The sequence below is a fragment of the Bradyrhizobium sp. STM 3809 genome, from assembly GCF_000239795.1.
Classification (GTDB): Bacteria; Pseudomonadota; Alphaproteobacteria; order Rhizobiales; family Xanthobacteraceae; genus Bradyrhizobium.
In genome coordinates, this window is the sequence record NZ_CAFJ01000089.1 from 1 (window position 1) to 15,507 (window position 15,507).

The window sequence follows — 15,507 nt, forward strand, 5'->3', positions numbered from 1 at the left end:
CCGTCGCAGGCGCGGCCGCGGCCTTGGCGACGGCGACCGTGGTGGTTGCCGCGGCCGCTGCCGGCTTCGCGGCTGTCGTGGTGGCGGTGGTCGCGGTCGCAGCGGCGGTCTTGGCCATCCCGGTCGTCGTCGTTGCCGCGGTGGCTGCGGCAGCAGGCTTGGTGGTGCTGGCGGCGGCCGTCGTGGCGGTCGCGGCGGCGGCCTTGGCTGCTGCCGTGCTCGCGGCCGTTGTCGCCGCGGTCGAGGCCGCTTTGGCGGCGGCGGTGGAGGCCGCCTTTGCAGCGGCGTTCGCGGCGGCCTTGGCGGCAGCGTCGGTCGCGGCCTTCGCGGCCGCCTTGGCGGCAGCATCCTGAGCGGCCTTGGCGGCAGCAGCCGCGGCCGCCTTGGCAGCCGCATCCTGGGCAGCCTTGGCGGCAGAGGCGGCCGCAGCCTTCACGGCAGCATCCTGGGCCGCCTTCGCGGCGGCGCTGGTGGTGGCGGAGGTGGCCAGGGCGGTCGTCATCGCCTGCGCGTTGGCATGGTGGGGCAGTGCGGTGACCGCCAGTGCGGCGATGAGGGCCAGCATGCTGACATGCCGATAGAGCTCGCTCTTTCCGGCCGCCGTTTGAAGGGTCTTCTTGTCCGCCATCAGCTCAACTCCATTGCTAGGCTGGATTGGATGGTGGAACCTTTTGATAATGATTTTTGCTTGCAGGATGGTCGGACCTTGCAAGCAGCATGGCGCCGGCTTGCAACCTGACGGCAGGATTTCGCGATGTTTGCGGCGGGCCGCCTGCGGCGCGACGGCGCAGGGAAGCAGAAAGCTTTCCAAACAAACGCTTGCGGCCAATGCCGCCGATTGCATCGTTGCGGCGGCCGCATGGGCATTTGGCGGCACGCCATGTTCGCGCCATCGATGCTGCGACGTATTATCGCATCGTCGCCGGTTGACGCCGCGTCCGCTGAGCGAACGCGACGTCAGCTCTTCTGCGCGTAGAGCAGCGGCACCGCGGAGTCGACCATCACTTCCACGAGGCTGGTGCCGTGATAGGCGAGGCCGCGGGCGAGGGCAGACGGCAGATCGGCCGCTCGGCTGATCCGCACGGCGTCGCAGCCCATGCCCTCCGCGAGCTTGACGAAATCGAGGCCGGGCAGCTCGAGCCCCGGCACGTTGCGGACCTGCATGACCTGGCTGAACGAGCGCATCGCGCCATAGCCGGAATTGTTGATGACGACGACCGTGATCGGCAGTTTGCGCTGCGCCGCGGTCCACAGCGCCTGCAGCGAATACATCGCCGAGCCGTCGCCGATCAGGCAGACGATCCGGTCGTTCGGCCGACCCAGCGCCATGCCGACCGCGGCGGGCAGGCTGTAGCCGAGCCCGCCGCTCGCCATCGTGTAGAACGAATCCGCGCCGCGCATCGGCATGTATTTGTACATCACCGGACGGTGCGAGGGGATTTCCTCGACGATCGCGGCACCGGGCGGCAGCGCCTGCGACAGCGTGTGCAGCAGATAGTCGACCGGGATCGGGTCGGACGCCCTGGGTGTTTCCGGCAGCACGCGGCCTTTCGGCGCGGCGCGCTTCGATTCCGGCAGCAGCTCGCGCAGCAGCGACAGCGCGGGCCGCATCGTCGCGATGATGCTGGTCCCGATCGGCGGCACGCTCGCGCCTTCGGCGTCGTCGGTGATCTGGTAGAGCGTGGTGGCGCCGTCGAAGATCGCAGCATGGCCCTCGACATGGAAGGTGAAGACCGGCGCGCCGATGACCACGACGAGGTCGTGCGGCTTCAATGCCTCCGACAGCTGTCCGGGAGAGGCGTGCAGGAACCCGGCGAATTGCGGATGGCGCTCCGGGAACGAGCAGCGCGACGAGAACGGGCTGACCCAGACGCTGGCCTTGGCCTTCTCGGCGACGTCGACCATCAGGTCGACGCAGCCGGCGCGGTCGATGCCGGGGCCGGCCACCAGCGCGGGGTTCTTGGCCGCGGCGAGCGCTGCGACCAGCTCCTCCATCGCGGCACGATCCGGGCCGAGCTCGCGGCTGACCTTGCGTGCGGCGACCGGCTGCGCCGGATGCATCCAGTCGTCGATCGGGATCGACACGAAGGTCGGGCCGCAGGGCGGCTGCATCGCCGTATAGTAGGCGCGCGCGATCGCGCCGGGCACGTCCTCGGGCCGCGCCGGCTCGACGCTGTATTTGACGTAAGGCCGCGGGAATTCGCTCGGGCGCTCGGCATAGAGGAACGCCTGCAGCGGCAGGATCGAGCGGGCCTGCTGGCCGGCGGTGATGACGAGCGGCGTCTGGTTGCGATGCGCGGTGTAGATGTTGCCGAGCGCGTTGCCGACGCCGGCGGCCGAATGCAGATTGACGAAGCCGGCATTGCGCGTCGCCTGCGCATAGCCGTCGGCCATGCCGACCACACTCGCCTCCTGCAGGCCGAGCACGTAGTCGATGTCGTCGGGCCAGTCGCTGAGGAACGGCAGCTCGGTCGAGCCGGGATTGCCGAACACCTTGTTGATGCCGAAGGCGCGCAGCAGGTCGAAGGTGGCCTGCTTGACGGTGACGGGCTTGGTTGTTGTTTTCGTTGTCTTGGCCAAGGGCGCTTCCTCGAGTGTCCGTGTGTGCGGTCATTCCGGGGCGATGCGAAGCATCGAACCCGGAATCGCGAGCGGGTCTTTTCCCTCACCTCGAGGTTCCGGGTTCGATGCTTCGCATCGCCCCGGAACGACGGGCTTATATCACCAACTCGCGGTGCCCTTCATGGTCGGCTGGCGCTCGGCATTGGCGGTCCACAGCTCCAGGCCGCCAGCCGTGTCGCTGGCGTTCACCGAGAATTCGCTGCCCTCGAACAGTGGCTGCAGCCCGCGATAGGCGAATTTGGCGGGCGGCTTGCCCTTCAGCTTGGCGGCGAACTCGACCAGCAGCGCCGCCTGCAGCGGCCCGTGGAAGATCAAGCCGGGATAGCCCTCGACGTTGGTGACGTAGTCGCGGTCGTAATGGATGCGATGGCCGTTGAAGGTCAGCGCGGAGTAGCGGAACAGCAGCACGGGATCGGAGACATGAGCCTCGCTGTGCTGCGCGACCGGCGGAGGCGGCGGTGCCTTGGGTGCAGCAGGCGGCGCGCCGCCCATGTCGCGATAGACGATGTCCTGGCGCTCGCGGATCGCCACGCCGCGCGGCGTCGACACGACATGCTCGACCGCGACGAAGCAGAGCTGGCCGGTCGAGCCGCTCTTCAGGGTGACATCGGTAATCGTCGACACCCGCGTGGCGACGTCGCCGACGCGCAGCGGATCGACCACCTGCACTTCGCCACCGGCCCACATCCGGCGCGGCAGCGGTACCGGCGGCAGGAAGCCGCCGCGGGTCGGATGGCCGTCGGGGCCGAGCTGATCGTGCGGAAACACCGGCTGGCCGAGACACCAATGCACCGTGTAGGGCGCGATGTCGCCGGTCTGCGGCTCGCCGATGTCCTGAAACAACGTGGCGCGCAAACCCTTCGTGAGCTGCGCGGTGACGATGTCGGTGGCCTCGGCGCTGCGGCCGACCCATTGCCGGAGGTGATCGAGGTCGAGCGGCTCCGTCATGATCATCCCTTTCGCTGATGGGGCGAGGCCGTCTCGCCGATGCCCGGCACGGCGCCGTAGTGCCTGTCGTCGCCGACCACGATCGCCGCCGGTGCCGGATAGCTCACGACGCCGTTGGGCGTGTCCACCTCGATGCGCCGCAGGTGCGGATGGGTCGAGAGGTCCGCCATGCTGTTGACCTCGGCGAAGGCGATGTCGGCGGCCGCGAGCTTCGCCAGCAGTTCGTCGCGCGACAGCGCCGCGAAACGCTCGGCCACGATGCCGTCGGTCAGCGCGCGGTTGCGCACGCGCGCGACCATGTTGGCGAAGCGCGGATCGTCGGGCAAAGCGGGCTGATCGAGCACCTTGCCGCAGAGCGTCTTCCACTCGCGCTCGCTCTGGATCGAGATCAGGATGTCCTTGCCGTCCTTCGAGGTGAACACGCCATAGGGCGCGATCGAGGGATGGGCGAGGCCGATGCGCTTCGGCGCCTGGCCGGCTTCGGCGTTGAGCAGCGGCACCGTCAGCCAGTCGGCCATGACGTCGAACATCGAGATCCGGATGTCCGCGCCCTCGCCGGTGCGGCCGCGCTTGATCAGCGCCTCCAGGATCGCCGCATGCGCGGTCGCGCCGGTGGCGACGTCGACGATGGACATGCCGACGCGCGACGGCCCTTCGGGGCCGCCGGTGATCGAGGCGAGCCCGCTCTCGGCCTGGATCAGGAGATCATAGGCCTTGCGGTCGGCGTAGGGACCGGTGTCGCCATAGCCGGTGATGGTGCAGATAATGAGCTTCGGATGGTCCTTGCGCAGCCGCTCGCGCGCGAAGCCGAGCTTGTCCATCGAGCCGGGCTTGAGGTTCTGCAGCAGCACGTCGGCGCGGGCGATGAGCGTTTCCAGCTCGGCACGGCCTTCGGGCTTCGACAGATCGACGATGCGCGAATCCTTGCCGCGGTTGAGCCAGACGAAGTAGCTGCTCTGGCCCTTGGCGGCGGCATCATAGCCCCGGGCGAAGTCGCCCTCCGGCCGTTCGATCTTGATGACATGGGCGCCGGCGTCGGCCAGCCGCGACGAGCAGAACGGCGCGGCCACCGCCTGCTCGACGGCGACGACGGTGATCCCTTCAAGCGGAAGCATGGTGTGAACTCGAAAGTTGGAGTCTCATGGTTCGAGACGCGCCGCAAGGCGGCGCTCCTCACCATGAGGGTTTGGAGTTTCAGCGCCCGAGATCCTCATCCTGAGGAGCCCGCCGGAGGCGGGCGTCTCCGGACGATGCGTTCCGCATCGCCTTGAGAAGGATGGCCGCGGGCGATGGGCTGGCCGCGACATCGTTAGTAAGAGCGGGGCATGCCGAGCACGTGCTCGGCGACGTAGGACAGGATCAGATTGGTCGAGATCGGCGCCACCTGATACAGCCGCGTCTCGCGGAACTTGCGCTCGACGTCGTATTCCTCGGCGAAGCCGAAACCGCCATGGGTCTGGATGCAGGCATTGGCCGCCTCGAACGATGCGTCGGCCGCGAGCATCTTGGCCATGTTGGCCTCGGCGCCGCAGTCGAGACCAGCCTCGTATTTGCGCGTGGCTTCCTTCACCATCAGCTCGGCGGCACGCATCGACGCATAGGCCTTGGCAATCGGGAACTGGATGCCCTGATTCTGGCCGATCGGCCGGCCGAACACGACGCGCTCCTTGGCGTAGGCGGTGGCCTTGGCGATGAACCATTTGGCGTCGCCGACGCATTCGGCCGCGATCAGGATGCGCTCCGCATTCATGCCGGAGAGGATGTAGCGAAAGCCCTTGCCCTCCTCGCCGATCAGGTTCTCCGCCGGCACGCGCATGTCGGTGAAGAACACTTCGGTCGTGGCATGGTTCATCATCGTGCGGATCGGGCGGATGGTGAGCCCGGCCTTCTTGGCCTCGCGCATGTCGACGATGAACACGGAGAGGCCGTCGGTGCGCTTCTGCACCTGATCCTTCGGCGTGGTGCGCGCGAGCAGGATCATCAGGTCGGAATATTCGGCGCGGCTGGTCCAGATCTTCTGGCCGTTGACGATGTAGCTGTCGCCGTCGCGCTTGGCGACCGTCTTCAGCGAGGTCGTGTCGGTGCCCGAGGTCGGCTCGGTGACGCCGAACGCCTGCAGCCGCAATTCGCCACTCGCGACCTTCGGCAGCCACTTCGCCTTCTGCTCGGCCGAGCCGTGCCGCAGCACCGTGCCCATCGTGTACATCTGCGCATGACAGCCGCCGCCATTGCAGCCGGCGCGCTGGATCTCCTCCAGGATCGCCGCCGCCGCCGACAGCTTCAGCCCGGCGCCGCCATATTCCTCGGGGATCAGCACCGACAGATAGCCGGCCTGAGTCAGCGCATCGACGAAGGCGGAGGGATAGGCCATCTCGCGATCGAGCTTGCGCCAGTACTCGCCTGGGAACTGCGCGCACAGCTTGGCGACGGCGTCGCGGATGTCGGCGTAATCGTCGTGCTGATGCTGGTCTGTCATGTGTTGCTCCGCGGGCCGCCGTGACGCAGCCTGGGCTCTCTCCCTGAACCTGTTCCTGCTAGCCTATGACCAAGCGGGTCACGCTTGGCAAGCTTGGAATGCCAGCGTTGCAGCCGGGCAGCCTTGCCGGAGCGACAGAGCAAGGCGGCCTGCATGCAGGTTCTAGCTGACGGGAAATCCGAGATGGCCGCGGAAGCGGTTTTTCAGGAAGACGCCGTCGCGGGCGGGCAGTGCGCGGTCGACGTGATCGGTCGCAATCGCGACGCGGGCGAAGTGCGGTCCCGACAGATCGTGCAGCTTCGGCCTGAAAGCGTCGAGCGCCGCGCCGTCCTCGATGGTGCTCGCCGACGGAAAGCCGGCGCCGGTCGCGATCAGCTCCAGCCGGGCGCCGAGTCCCGAATGGCTCATCTGCATCCCGGTCTCGCCGAAATGGGCGTTGTCGAGCACGACGATCGCGAGGTTCCGGGGCTTCTTGGCCGCAATGGTCGCAAGGCTGCCGAGCCCCATCAGCTGCTCACCGTCGCCGGTGATGACGGCCACCGGCCGCGACGGCTGCGCCAAGGCGAGGCCGAGGCCGATCATGGCGGCGCCGCCCATCGCGCCCCAGAGGTAGAAATTCGCATCATGGTCGCCGGCGGCGAACACGTCGTAGGACGATGAGCCGAGGCCGCTGACGACCAGCAGGTCGCCGCGGTTCTGCAGCAGCGCTTTCACGGCCGTCCGGCGATCGAGCGTGGCGCGCATCATTTCTCCTCCGTCCATTTCTTGGCGCCGATCATGCGCTGGGAGATCAGCACTGCGATCGGCTGGTCGCTGTCATAGGCGAGCCGGGCGGCGGCCGCCGCCATCTCGCCGGCATCCTCGGGACGCTCCAGCCGGAACACGGTGACGCCCATGATCTCGAACGCCGCCGGCGTCGCCTTGCCCATCGGCACCTGCCAGGGATTGAACTCGGCCCATTCGCCGCGCATCGTCACGAAGGTCAGGAACGGGAAGCGGCAGCTCGCAAGCAGCGACAGCATGTTGACGCAATTGCCGACGCCGCTCGATTGCATCAGCAGCACCGCCCGCTGGCCGCCGAGCCAGGCGCCGGCCGAGAGCGCAACGCCTTCCTCCTCGGTGGTCAGGACCGTGGTGGCGATCGCGGGATCATCATGCGCGAGGCGGATGAGGCGGGAATGGCCGGCGTCTGGCACGTAGCAGAGCTGCCGGACGTCGGCGGCCTTGAGCGCCTGGTAGATGGCGAGCGGCCAGTCGGGGGCTGGGATGGGTGTGTCGGAAGCGGCCATGGCGTCCTGAGGTTCATGGGAATGTGGGAGCGGGGGCCTGATGGTTCGAGACGCGCCGCGAGCGGCGCTCCTCACGATGAGGGTTGAGAGTCCCGCTCATTGCGCGACGGTGTCACCCCTCATGGTGAGGAGCCGCGGAGCGGCGTCTCGAACCATGAGGCCGAGCTCTCGGCCTCGCCGTTCGAAGGCGGACGCGTTCATCCGGGAATCCGCACGGGCAGTGACTCGTAGCCGCGCACGAAGCTGGAATAGACCCGCTTCGGCTCGCCGACGACCTCGATGCGGTCGAAGCGCTTGAGGATCTCCTGCCAGACGATGCGCAGCTGCAGCTCGGCAAGGCGCATGCCGACGCAGCGGTGGATGCCGAAGCCGAAGGAGAGATGGATGCGCGGCCGCTTGCGGTCGATGATGAAGGCGTCGGGATTCTCGATCACCTCGCCGTCGCGATTGCCGGAGACGTACCACATCACGACGCGGTCGCCCTTCCTGATTGTCTTTCCGCCGAGCTCGGTGTCGACCAGTGCCGTGCGGCGCATATGGGCGAGCGGCGTCTGCCAGCGGATCACCTCGGGCACCATGGTCTCGATCAGCGCCGGATTGTCGCGCAGCTTCTGGTACTCGGCCGGGTTCTGGTGCAGCGCCAGCACCGAGGCGGTCATGGTGTTCCGGGTGGTGTCGTTGCCGCCGACGATGAGCAGGATCAGGTTGCCCATGAGATTATCCGGCGTCATGTGCCGCGTCGCGTCGCTGTGCGCCATCATCGAGATCAGGTCGCGGCCGGGGTTGGCCTGCCGTTCCTTCCACATCCGGCCGAACGTCTCGGCGCAGTCGGCCAGCTCGCGCAGCCGCTCCTCCTCCGAGGAGACGATGCCGCTCTTGGGCAGCGCGGTGGAGACGTCCGACCAGCGCGTCAGCTTGCGGCGCTCCGCGAACGGGAAGTCGAACAGGGTCGCCAGCATCTGCGTCGTCAGCTCGATCGAGACCTTCTCGACCCAGTTGAAGGTCTCGTTGCGCGGCAGCGAATCGAGCACCTTGGCCGAACGCTGCCGGATCAGCACCGCCATCTCGTCGAGATGATCAGGCGTGAACATCGGCTGCACCGTCTTGCGCTGCTCGCCATGGCGGGGCTCGTCCATGGCGATGAAGCTCGGCCATTCATAGCCCGGCGGCACGTCGCGGATCATGATGCCGCCATTGCTGACGTCCGACGAGAAGATCGCGTGATTGGTGTCGACATGCATGATGTCGTGGTAGCGCGTCACCGACCAATAGGGCTCGATCGGCGCCTTGGTGCAGTAATGCACCGGCGCCTCCTTGCGCAGCCGCTCGAACCACGGCCACAGCGTGTCGTTCTGGAACAGCCGCGGTGCCCCCGGGTGGAAGTCCTCGATCGGCGTCGAATAGGCCTCCAGCCGCGCCTCGCGCAGCAGATCGGCAGGGTCGGAACGAAGCGCGGCCTGGGCGGTCATGGGTGGTCCTTTGTCTGAAGATCGCTCAACAATACAATTGAGTACGCGCACCTTCTACGGTGCCAATGAATGCGCCCTCTCCCCTTGTGGGAGAGGGCATGTAGGAAAGCTCAGCGAGTTCGGTCGGGTGAGGGGTCTCTCTCCACGAGCGCGGTTCGCCGATAGAACCCCTCACCCAACCGAGTGGTTCGAGGCGTCGGAGATGCCCTCTCCCACAAGGGGAGAGGGCACTGTATCTCGCAGCGACGGGGCCGCAACTGCGTACGCAATTCGACATCGATTCAAATACAATTTACGCCGCAATCTTCACCGGCAATGTCTCATATCCTTTCACGAAGCTGGAATAGACGCGCTTCGGCTCGTCCATCACGTCGATATGATCGAAGCGCTTCAGGATCTCTTCCCAGATGATCTTGAGTTGCAGCTCGGCGAGCCGCAGGCCGACACAGCGGTGGATGCCGAAGCCGAACGACAGATGCTGGCGCGGGCGGGCGCGATCGATGATGAAGTCGTAGGGACGCTCGATTGCGGCCTCGTCGCGGTTGCCCGAGACGTACCACATCACGACCTTGTCGCCCTTCCTGATCTGTCTGCCGCGGAACTCGATGTCGGCGAGCGCGGTCCGGCGCATATGGGCGAGCGGCGTCTGCCAGCGGATCACCTCCGGCACGAAGCTGTCGATCAGCGCCGGATTGTCCTTGAGCTTGCGGTACTGGTCGGAATGCCGGCTCAGCGCGTAGATGCTGCCCGACATGGTATTGCGCGTGGTGTCGTTGCCGCCGACGATCAGGAGCACGAGATTGCCGAGGAAGTTCTTCGGATCCATGTTCTTCGTGGCCTCACTGTGGGCCATCATCGACAACAGGTCGCTCTTCGGCGGCTGGCTGGCGCGCTCCTGCCAGAGCCTGGCGAAATAGCGTGCGCACTCCATCAGCTCGGCCTGCCGTTCGTCCTCGGTCGCGACCAGGCCGCCGGGGCCGGGGAGCGTGGTCGCGATGTCGGACCAGCGCGTCAGCTTGCGGCGGTCCTCCCACGGGAAGTCGAACAGCACGGCCAGCATCTGCGTCGTCAGCTCGATCGACACGCGATCGACCCAGTCGAACACCTCCCCGACGGGCAGGTTGTCGAGACATTCGGCCGAGCGCTTGCGGATGTTGACCGCGAGCTCGTCGAGATGCGTCGGCGTGAACATCGGCGCCACCGTCTTGCGCTGGGCGGCGTGACGCGGCGGGTCCATCGCGATGAAGCTCTCGCGGCGCAGATCCGGCGGCACGTCGCGGATGGTGATGCCGCCGAGCGCCGAGGCCGACGAGAACACCGCGTGGTTGGTCTCGATCTCCATGATGTCGTCGTAGCGGGTGATCGACCAGTACGGGCCGAACATCGAGTCCCGGCAATAATGCACCGGATCCTCGCGGCGCAGCCGGTCGAAATAGGGCCAGTGCGTGTCGGTGCGGAACAGCTCGGGATGTCCCGGATCGAAGTCGGCCAGCGGCAGCATCGCGGCGCGCCGGGTCGCTTCGTCGATCTCCGGCCTGGCTGCGGCGTCGGGCCGGCGTGCTTCGGCCGTATTGGCGGTCCCGTGCATGGGCGTCTCCCTGATGCCGGCTTCTTGGCGTGTCCGGCGATATTGGCGCGATTACATCCTGCCCGGGAGCGCTGGGCAAGCGCGGAGTTTGACGGGGCAGAGCCGTCCAGTCTTGCGTCGCGAGGCTGCCGCCTGGCCGGATGTTGGGCGTGACAAGCGTCACGTCACGGAATATGCCTACGGCCAATTGTGCAAAGCAGAAGACTAGCAGGAGGCCGCCACCATGATCGCCAACGCGCAGCGCATGTTCAATTTCGATCTCGGCGAGACGGCGGACGCGATCCGCGAGACGGTGGCCAGTTTTTCGCAGAACGAAATCGCGCCGCGCGCCGCCGAGATCGACCGTTCCAACCAGTTTCCGCGTGACCTCTGGCCGAGGATCGGCGAGCTCGGCCTGCACGGCATCACCGTGGAGGAGGAGTATGGCGGTGCGGGACTCGGCTACCTCGAGCACTGCATCGCGATGGAGGAGATCTCGCGCGCCTCGGCCTCGGTCGGCCTGTCCTACGGCGCCCATTCGAATCTCTGCGTCAACCAGATCCGCCGCAACGGCAACGAGGCGCAGAAGCGCAAATACCTGCCGAAGCTGATCTCGGGCGAGCATGTCGGCTCGCTCGCGATGTCCGAGCCGCAGGCCGGCTCCGACGTGGTGTCGATGAAGACCCGCGCCGACAAACGCGCCGACCGCTTCGTCCTCAACGGCAACAAGATGTGGATCACCAACGGTCCGGTCGCCGAGACGCTGGTCGTGTATGCCAAGACCGATCCGCAAGGCGGTCCGCGCGGCATCACGGCCTTCATCATCGAGAAGGGCATGAAGGGCTTCTCGACCGCGCAGAAGCTCGACAAGCTCGGCATGCGCGGCTCCGACACCTGCGAGCTGGTGTTCGAGGATTGCGAGGTGCCGGAGGAGAACGTGCTCGGGCAGGTCGGCCGCGGGGTCAATGTGCTGATGTCGGGCCTCGACTACGAGCGCGCCGTGCTCGCCGCGGGTCCGCTCGGCATCATGCAGGCCTGCATGGACGTGGTGCTGCCTTATGTCCACGAGCGCAAGCAGTTCGGCCAGCCGATCGGCACCTTCCAGCTGGTGCAGGGCAAGGTCGCCGACATGTACACGACGATGAATGCCGCGCGCGCCTATGTCTACGCAGTCGCCAAGGCGTGCGACCGCGGCGAGACCACGCGCGAGGATGCGGCCGGCGCGATCCTGTTTGCGGCGGAGAAGGCCACCCAATGCGCGCTCGACGCGATCCAGCTGCTCGGCGGCAACGGCTACATCAACGACTACTCGACCGGCCGGCTGCTGCGCGATGCCAAGCTCTATGAGATCGGCGCCGGCACCAGCGAGATCCGGCGCATGCTGATCGGGCGGGAATTGTTCGACAAGACATCCTAAAGTAGCTAACTGAGCCGTCACGCAGCCGCGACCGGCGTTCGCTCACCGGCCAGCGGCCAATATTTTGCTCCATCGCTTTCAGGCCGGTGTTTTTTTCCGGCCGACTTGCGTACAAAATACGTCGAACCTCGGAGTCGCCGCCGCGACCAACTGCCGAGGCATTTGGGCATATTGTATGTCATTGCGTGTGTCGGAGGCGTGACCCGTGAACCAGATGAGCTACGTTCCGGGGCAGCCGCCGCCGCTTCCGCCGCTCACCGCCACCTTCTCCGGCTCGCGACGTGATTTCTTCAGGCTGGTGAGCCGCGGTGCGGCCATCGAACTCATTACCCTCGGCTTCTACCGGTTCTGGCTCGCCACCGACATCCGCAGGCATCTCTGGGTCAATACCGCTGTCGATGGCGATCCCGCGGAGTATACCGGCCGTGGCAAGGAGCTCCTGATCGGCTTCCTGTTCGCGATGGCGATCCTGACGCCGATCTACCTTGCCTATTTCCTGATCGGCGTCGAGGCGGAGCGCTTCAAGGCGTTTGCCGGCGTGCCGCTGGTCATCGCCTTCTATGCATTCGGCCAGTTTGCGATCTATCGCGCGCGGCGCTACCGGCTGACCCGCACGGTGTGGCGCGGCATCCGGTTCTGGATGGACGGCTCGGGCTGGGCCTATGCGGGGCGCGCCATGCTGTGGACGCTGTTGACCGTGCTGACGCTGGGGCTGGCCTGGCCGTGGCGGGCCGCTGCGCTCGAGCGCTACAAGATGCGGCACTCGCATTACGGCGATCTCAGCGGCGATTTTGAAGGACGCGGCTGGGAGTTCTTCAAGCGCGCCTGGTATCTGTGGGTGCTCGCGCCGCTCACGCTCCTGCTGTTTCCGCTGTTTCCGTTCGTCTATGCGCGGCTCAAGGCGATCGAGTGGCGCTGGTGGCTGTCCGGCATCAGGTTCGGCGGCGTGCGCCTGGATTCGAAGCTGCCGGGCAGCGCCTTCTACGGCCTGTATTGGAAGCTGATCGGCTGGATGATGCTGTTCATCACGGCCTTCGGCATCTATCTGTTTGGCGTGTTCATCCTGGTCGAGCGGCTGGTGGGCAAGGGGGCCGATGGTCTGCCGCAGATCGAAGCCGTGCCCAACCATGCCGCGTTCCTGGCGGGGCTGGGGCTCGGCTACATCGTCGTCGTCCTGTCAGCCAACGTCGTGATGCGCCTCTATCTGGTGCGCGACGTCTGGGCGACGGTGCTCGAATCTGTCCAGGTGCATGGCATCGAGGCCATGGCCAACGTCGCTGCCAAGGGCGATCTGGCCAGTGCGCTCGGTGAGGGATTTGCCGATGGACTCGACGTCGCCGGATTCTGATCCCGGGCTCGGCGCCGCCGGCGCGGCCGAGGTGACGCGGGCGGTGCAGGCCGCCCCGCCCGGCGGTCCCGCAACCTATTTCGACGGATTGTCGAACCGGCGGCAGAACGTGACGATCGGTTTTGCCAATCAGCTCGTGATGCGCAGCCCCGACAATTTCGTGTCGTGGCCGTATGCCGACATCCGCCGGGTCGACGGCCCGAACGGCACGCTGCGTGTCAGCTGTCTGTCGGCTTCGCCGCTGGCCCGGCTGGAGATCCGCGACGCGTCGCTGGCAGAAGAGCTGATCGCGCGCTGCGGTCAGATCGACCAGAACCGGCTGACGCGCGGCGGCATCGCGCGGATCATCGGCTGGTCATTGGCGGCGATCGCCTCGATCGTGACCATCGCGCTGGTGGTGATTCCGTTCGCGGCCGATCGGCTCACGCCCCTGGTGCCGCCGGCGATGGAGCGGCATCTCGGCGAGGCCGCGGTCATGCAGATCAAGTCGATCTTCGGCGACAAGCTCTGCAGCGAGGCCGCCGGTCAGGCCGCGTTCGCCAAGCTGGTGACCGGAATGCGCCGTGCCGCCGCTCTCGACGACAGTATCGGCTCGCAAGTGCTCGATACGGAGATTCCCAACGCCTTCGCGCTGCCGGGCGGGCAGTTCTTTCTGTTCAGGGGGCTGCTGGACAAGGCCAACGACCCCGACGAGGTCGCGGGCGTGCTGGCGCATGAGCTGGGCCATCTCAAGCATCGCGACAATCTGCGGCAGCTGATCCATAACGGCGGCAGCTCGTTCCTGATCGGTCTGCTGTTTGGCGACGTCACCGGCGCGGGCGCGGTGATCTTCGCCTCGCGCGCCATGATCAACGCGTCCTATTCGCGCGAGGCGGAGGAGGGCGCCGACAGTTTCGCGATCGACGTGATGCACAAGCTCGGGCGGCCGACGCGGCCGATGGGCGAATTGCTGTTCCGCATCACCGGCAAGGAGGCCGGCAAGCAGCCCGCGCTGTGGGCGAGCCATCCGCTCACCGAGGACCGCCTGGCCCGCATGCGCGCCGAAGACCGCCCGCCGAGCGGCCCGCCGCTGCTCAGCGCGGAGGAATGGAAGGCGCTGAAGGGAATTTGCAAATAGCCGATTTGCGACAGCTGCTTCAGCACTCACGGTGTCGTCCCGGCGAACGCCGGGACCCATCATCACCGCGTCGAGTTGTGAGAAGCTGGTGTTGCTCAGCGTGCCCGATGGCATGGCCGCCGTGTATGGGTCCCGGCGTTCGCCGGGACGACGGCGGGGCTGACGCTACGTCAGGGCTCTTCCACGGCGCTCTCAACTCGGCGCCCCTCCAGCTCACTCCGCCAGGTTGTTCACCTGCTTCACCCAGGCACGGACATCGGTCAGCACGGCCGGCAGCACGGCCTTGACCTCGGCCAGCGTCATGCCGGCCTTGACGCGGGGATCGTAGAGCAGGTTGAGGATGTACTGGTCGTAGATGTCGAAATAGCCCATCGAGACGTTGTCGTTGAACATCGTCCACGGCACGCTCGAGGTGTCGTTGATCGGGCCGAGCGACTGCAGCAGCTCCTCATAGGCGCAGTCGAGGAAGACGAAGTCGCCATTATCGACGGTGAGGATGACGTCGGAATGTTCGATCTCGAACGCCTCGTTCTTGCGGAAGCCGGACAGGCATTGCGGATCCAGGGAGGTCTTGATCTCGCGGGCGCGCTCGCTGCCATAGGCCTGGCTGATGGTGTGGTAGAGGTCGCGGTCGCGCACCAGCTTGACGCGGACATTGGCGTCGCCGTCGCTGTCGGTCATCGCGATGTCGAGGTTGCGGATGCGGGCGGCGATGTCGCCGACCACCTTGGCGAGCTGCGCCTTGCGGTCGGCGCGGCGGCCGTCGGCGAATACGCGCACCGGTGTGCTGTACTTCCGGATGCGGTCGACCCGTCCGGCGAGATGATACTCCGCGCCGAACGCGGTCTTGAAGAAGCCGTCGGTGATCTCGGCGTCGGTAAAGCTCTTCTTCTCGGCCCGCTGGCGGGCGGCGATGGCGGGGATTTCCGCGGTCGAGGCCGGCAGCGGGAGGGTCATGGTGACGAGCGAGCCCAGCGCGGCAATGAGGGCGATCGCCGCGGTCCGAAACCTCAGCCGGGAGCAGGGCGGCTCCCGGCCCGGATGAGCGTCTCGGCCTTGCGACATGATCCCGCGCGCAGGCCTCAGTTCTTGACGATGACGGTGGTGCCGACCGGGACGCGATCATAGAGATCGGTCACGTCATCATTTGTCATGCGGAAGCAGCCCGACGAGACCGCTTGGCCGATCGTCTCCGGCTCGTTGGAGCCGTGGATGCGGTACAGGGTGGAGCCGAGATACATCGCGCGGGCGCCG

13 protein-coding genes and 1 pseudogene are annotated in these 15,507 nt (G+C 66.7%); 3 read left to right on the forward strand and 11 right to left on the reverse strand.

Annotated elements, in window-relative coordinates; all coding sequences use genetic code 11:
* The 9 genes and pseudogenes from BRAS3809_RS04725 to BRAS3809_RS04765 all read right to left on the reverse strand — a co-directional run.
* Positions 1-628 (reverse strand): annotated as a pseudogene (locus tag BRAS3809_RS04725) (hypothetical protein); the annotation flags it as partial.
* Between the two features lie 329 nt (positions 629-957).
* Entirely contained in the window at positions 958-2,580 is a 1,623-nt protein-coding gene (gene mdlC, locus BRAS3809_RS04730; protein ID WP_008960961.1) for a benzoylformate decarboxylase, read from the reverse strand.
* Positions 2,581-2,721: 141 nt separating this feature from the next.
* The gene (locus BRAS3809_RS04735) at positions 2,722-3,570 is read right to left on the reverse strand and encodes an HTD2 family dehydratase (RefSeq protein WP_085963444.1); all 849 of its coding nucleotides are present in this window, start codon (positions 3,568-3,570) and stop codon (positions 2,722-2,724) included.
* 2 nt (positions 3,571-3,572) lie between these two features.
* A complete protein-coding gene (locus tag BRAS3809_RS04740; protein ID WP_008960963.1) occupies positions 3,573-4,685 on the reverse strand; it encodes a CaiB/BaiF CoA transferase family protein in 1,113 nt (370 codons plus the stop codon).
* 194 nt (positions 4,686-4,879) lie between these two features.
* On the reverse strand, positions 4,880-6,046 hold the full coding sequence (locus BRAS3809_RS04745; RefSeq protein WP_008960964.1) for an acyl-CoA dehydrogenase family protein: 1,167 nt from the start codon (positions 6,044-6,046) through the stop codon (positions 4,880-4,882).
* Between the two features lie 162 nt (positions 6,047-6,208).
* Positions 6,209-6,790: a thiamine pyrophosphate-dependent enzyme gene (locus tag BRAS3809_RS04750; protein ID WP_035655275.1), complete on the reverse strand. Its 582-nt coding sequence runs from the start codon at positions 6,788-6,790 to the stop codon at positions 6,209-6,211.
* Positions 6,790-7,335, reverse strand: coding sequence for a thiamine pyrophosphate-binding protein (locus BRAS3809_RS04755; protein ID WP_008960966.1), 546 nt, complete (start codon positions 7,333-7,335; stop codon positions 6,790-6,792). The genes BRAS3809_RS04750 and BRAS3809_RS04755 overlap by 1 nt, the downstream gene beginning before the upstream one ends.
* Before the next feature lie 197 nt (positions 7,336-7,532).
* Complete coding sequence (locus BRAS3809_RS04760; RefSeq protein ID WP_008960967.1) at positions 7,533-8,804, reverse strand: cytochrome P450; 1,272 nt, start codon at positions 8,802-8,804, stop codon at positions 7,533-7,535.
* Positions 8,805-9,096: 292 nt separating this feature from the next.
* Positions 9,097-10,392, reverse strand: coding sequence for a cytochrome P450 (locus tag BRAS3809_RS04765; RefSeq protein WP_008960968.1), 1,296 nt, complete (start codon positions 10,390-10,392; stop codon positions 9,097-9,099).
* A 223-nt stretch (positions 10,393-10,615) separates the two neighbouring features.
* Between BRAS3809_RS04765 and BRAS3809_RS04770 the strand changes: the two genes are divergently transcribed.
* The 3 genes from BRAS3809_RS04770 to BRAS3809_RS04780 all read left to right on the forward strand — a co-directional run bounded on the left by BRAS3809_RS04770 (position 10,616) and on the right by BRAS3809_RS04780 (position 14,253).
* Positions 10,616-11,788, forward strand: coding sequence for an isovaleryl-CoA dehydrogenase (locus tag BRAS3809_RS04770; RefSeq protein ID WP_008960969.1), 1,173 nt, complete (start codon positions 10,616-10,618; stop codon positions 11,786-11,788).
* Between the two features lie 298 nt (positions 11,789-12,086).
* Complete coding sequence (locus BRAS3809_RS04775; protein WP_008960970.1) at positions 12,087-13,136, forward strand: DUF898 family protein; 1,050 nt, start codon at positions 12,087-12,089, stop codon at positions 13,134-13,136.
* Positions 13,111-14,253, forward strand: a complete 1,143-nt coding sequence (locus BRAS3809_RS04780) for a M48 family metallopeptidase (protein ID WP_008960971.1) — start codon at positions 13,111-13,113, stop codon at positions 14,251-14,253. Before BRAS3809_RS04775 ends, BRAS3809_RS04780 begins: the two co-directional genes overlap by 26 nt.
* Positions 14,254-14,466: 213 nt before the next feature.
* On the opposite strand, the gene BRAS3809_RS04785 is transcribed toward BRAS3809_RS04780, so the two are convergent.
* On the reverse strand, positions 14,467-15,210 hold the full coding sequence (locus BRAS3809_RS04785; protein WP_035655276.1) for a DUF2927 domain-containing protein: 744 nt from the start codon (positions 15,208-15,210) through the stop codon (positions 14,467-14,469).
* 125 nt (positions 15,211-15,335) lie between these two features.
* Positions 15,336-15,507: L,D-transpeptidase (locus BRAS3809_RS34645; protein ID WP_139017313.1), on the reverse strand; the 172-nt coding region annotated here is incomplete at its 5' end.

Bases quoted from the DNA above. Each gene is read 5' to 3' on its own strand.
- BRAS3809_RS04750 (WP_035655275.1), bottom strand. From the start codon at position 6,790: ATGCGCGCCACGCTCGATCGCCGGACGGCCGTGAAAGCGCTGCTGCAG.
- BRAS3809_RS04755 (WP_008960966.1), bottom strand. From the start codon at position 7,335: ATGGCCGCTTCCGACACACCCATCCCAGCCCCCGACTGGCCGCTCGCC.
- BRAS3809_RS04740 (WP_008960963.1), bottom strand. From the start codon at position 4,685: ATGCTTCCGCTTGAAGGGATCACCGTCGTCGCCGTCGAGCAGGCGGTG.
- BRAS3809_RS04770 (WP_008960969.1), top strand. From the start codon at position 10,616: ATGATCGCCAACGCGCAGCGCATGTTCAATTTCGATCTCGGCGAGACG.
- BRAS3809_RS04735 (WP_085963444.1), bottom strand. From the start codon at position 3,570: ATGACGGAGCCGCTCGACCTCGATCACCTCCGGCAATGGGTCGGCCGC.
- BRAS3809_RS04760 (WP_008960967.1), bottom strand. From the start codon at position 8,804: ATGACCGCCCAGGCCGCGCTTCGTTCCGACCCTGCCGATCTGCTGCGC.
- BRAS3809_RS04765 (WP_008960968.1), bottom strand. From the start codon at position 10,392: ATGCACGGGACCGCCAATACGGCCGAAGCACGCCGGCCCGACGCCGCA.
- BRAS3809_RS04745 (WP_008960964.1), bottom strand. From the start codon at position 6,046: ATGACAGACCAGCATCAGCACGACGATTACGCCGACATCCGCGACGCC.
- BRAS3809_RS04780 (WP_008960971.1), top strand. From the start codon at position 13,111: ATGGACTCGACGTCGCCGGATTCTGATCCCGGGCTCGGCGCCGCCGGC.
- BRAS3809_RS04785 (WP_035655276.1), bottom strand. From the start codon at position 15,210: ATGACCCTCCCGCTGCCGGCCTCGACCGCGGAAATCCCCGCCATCGCC.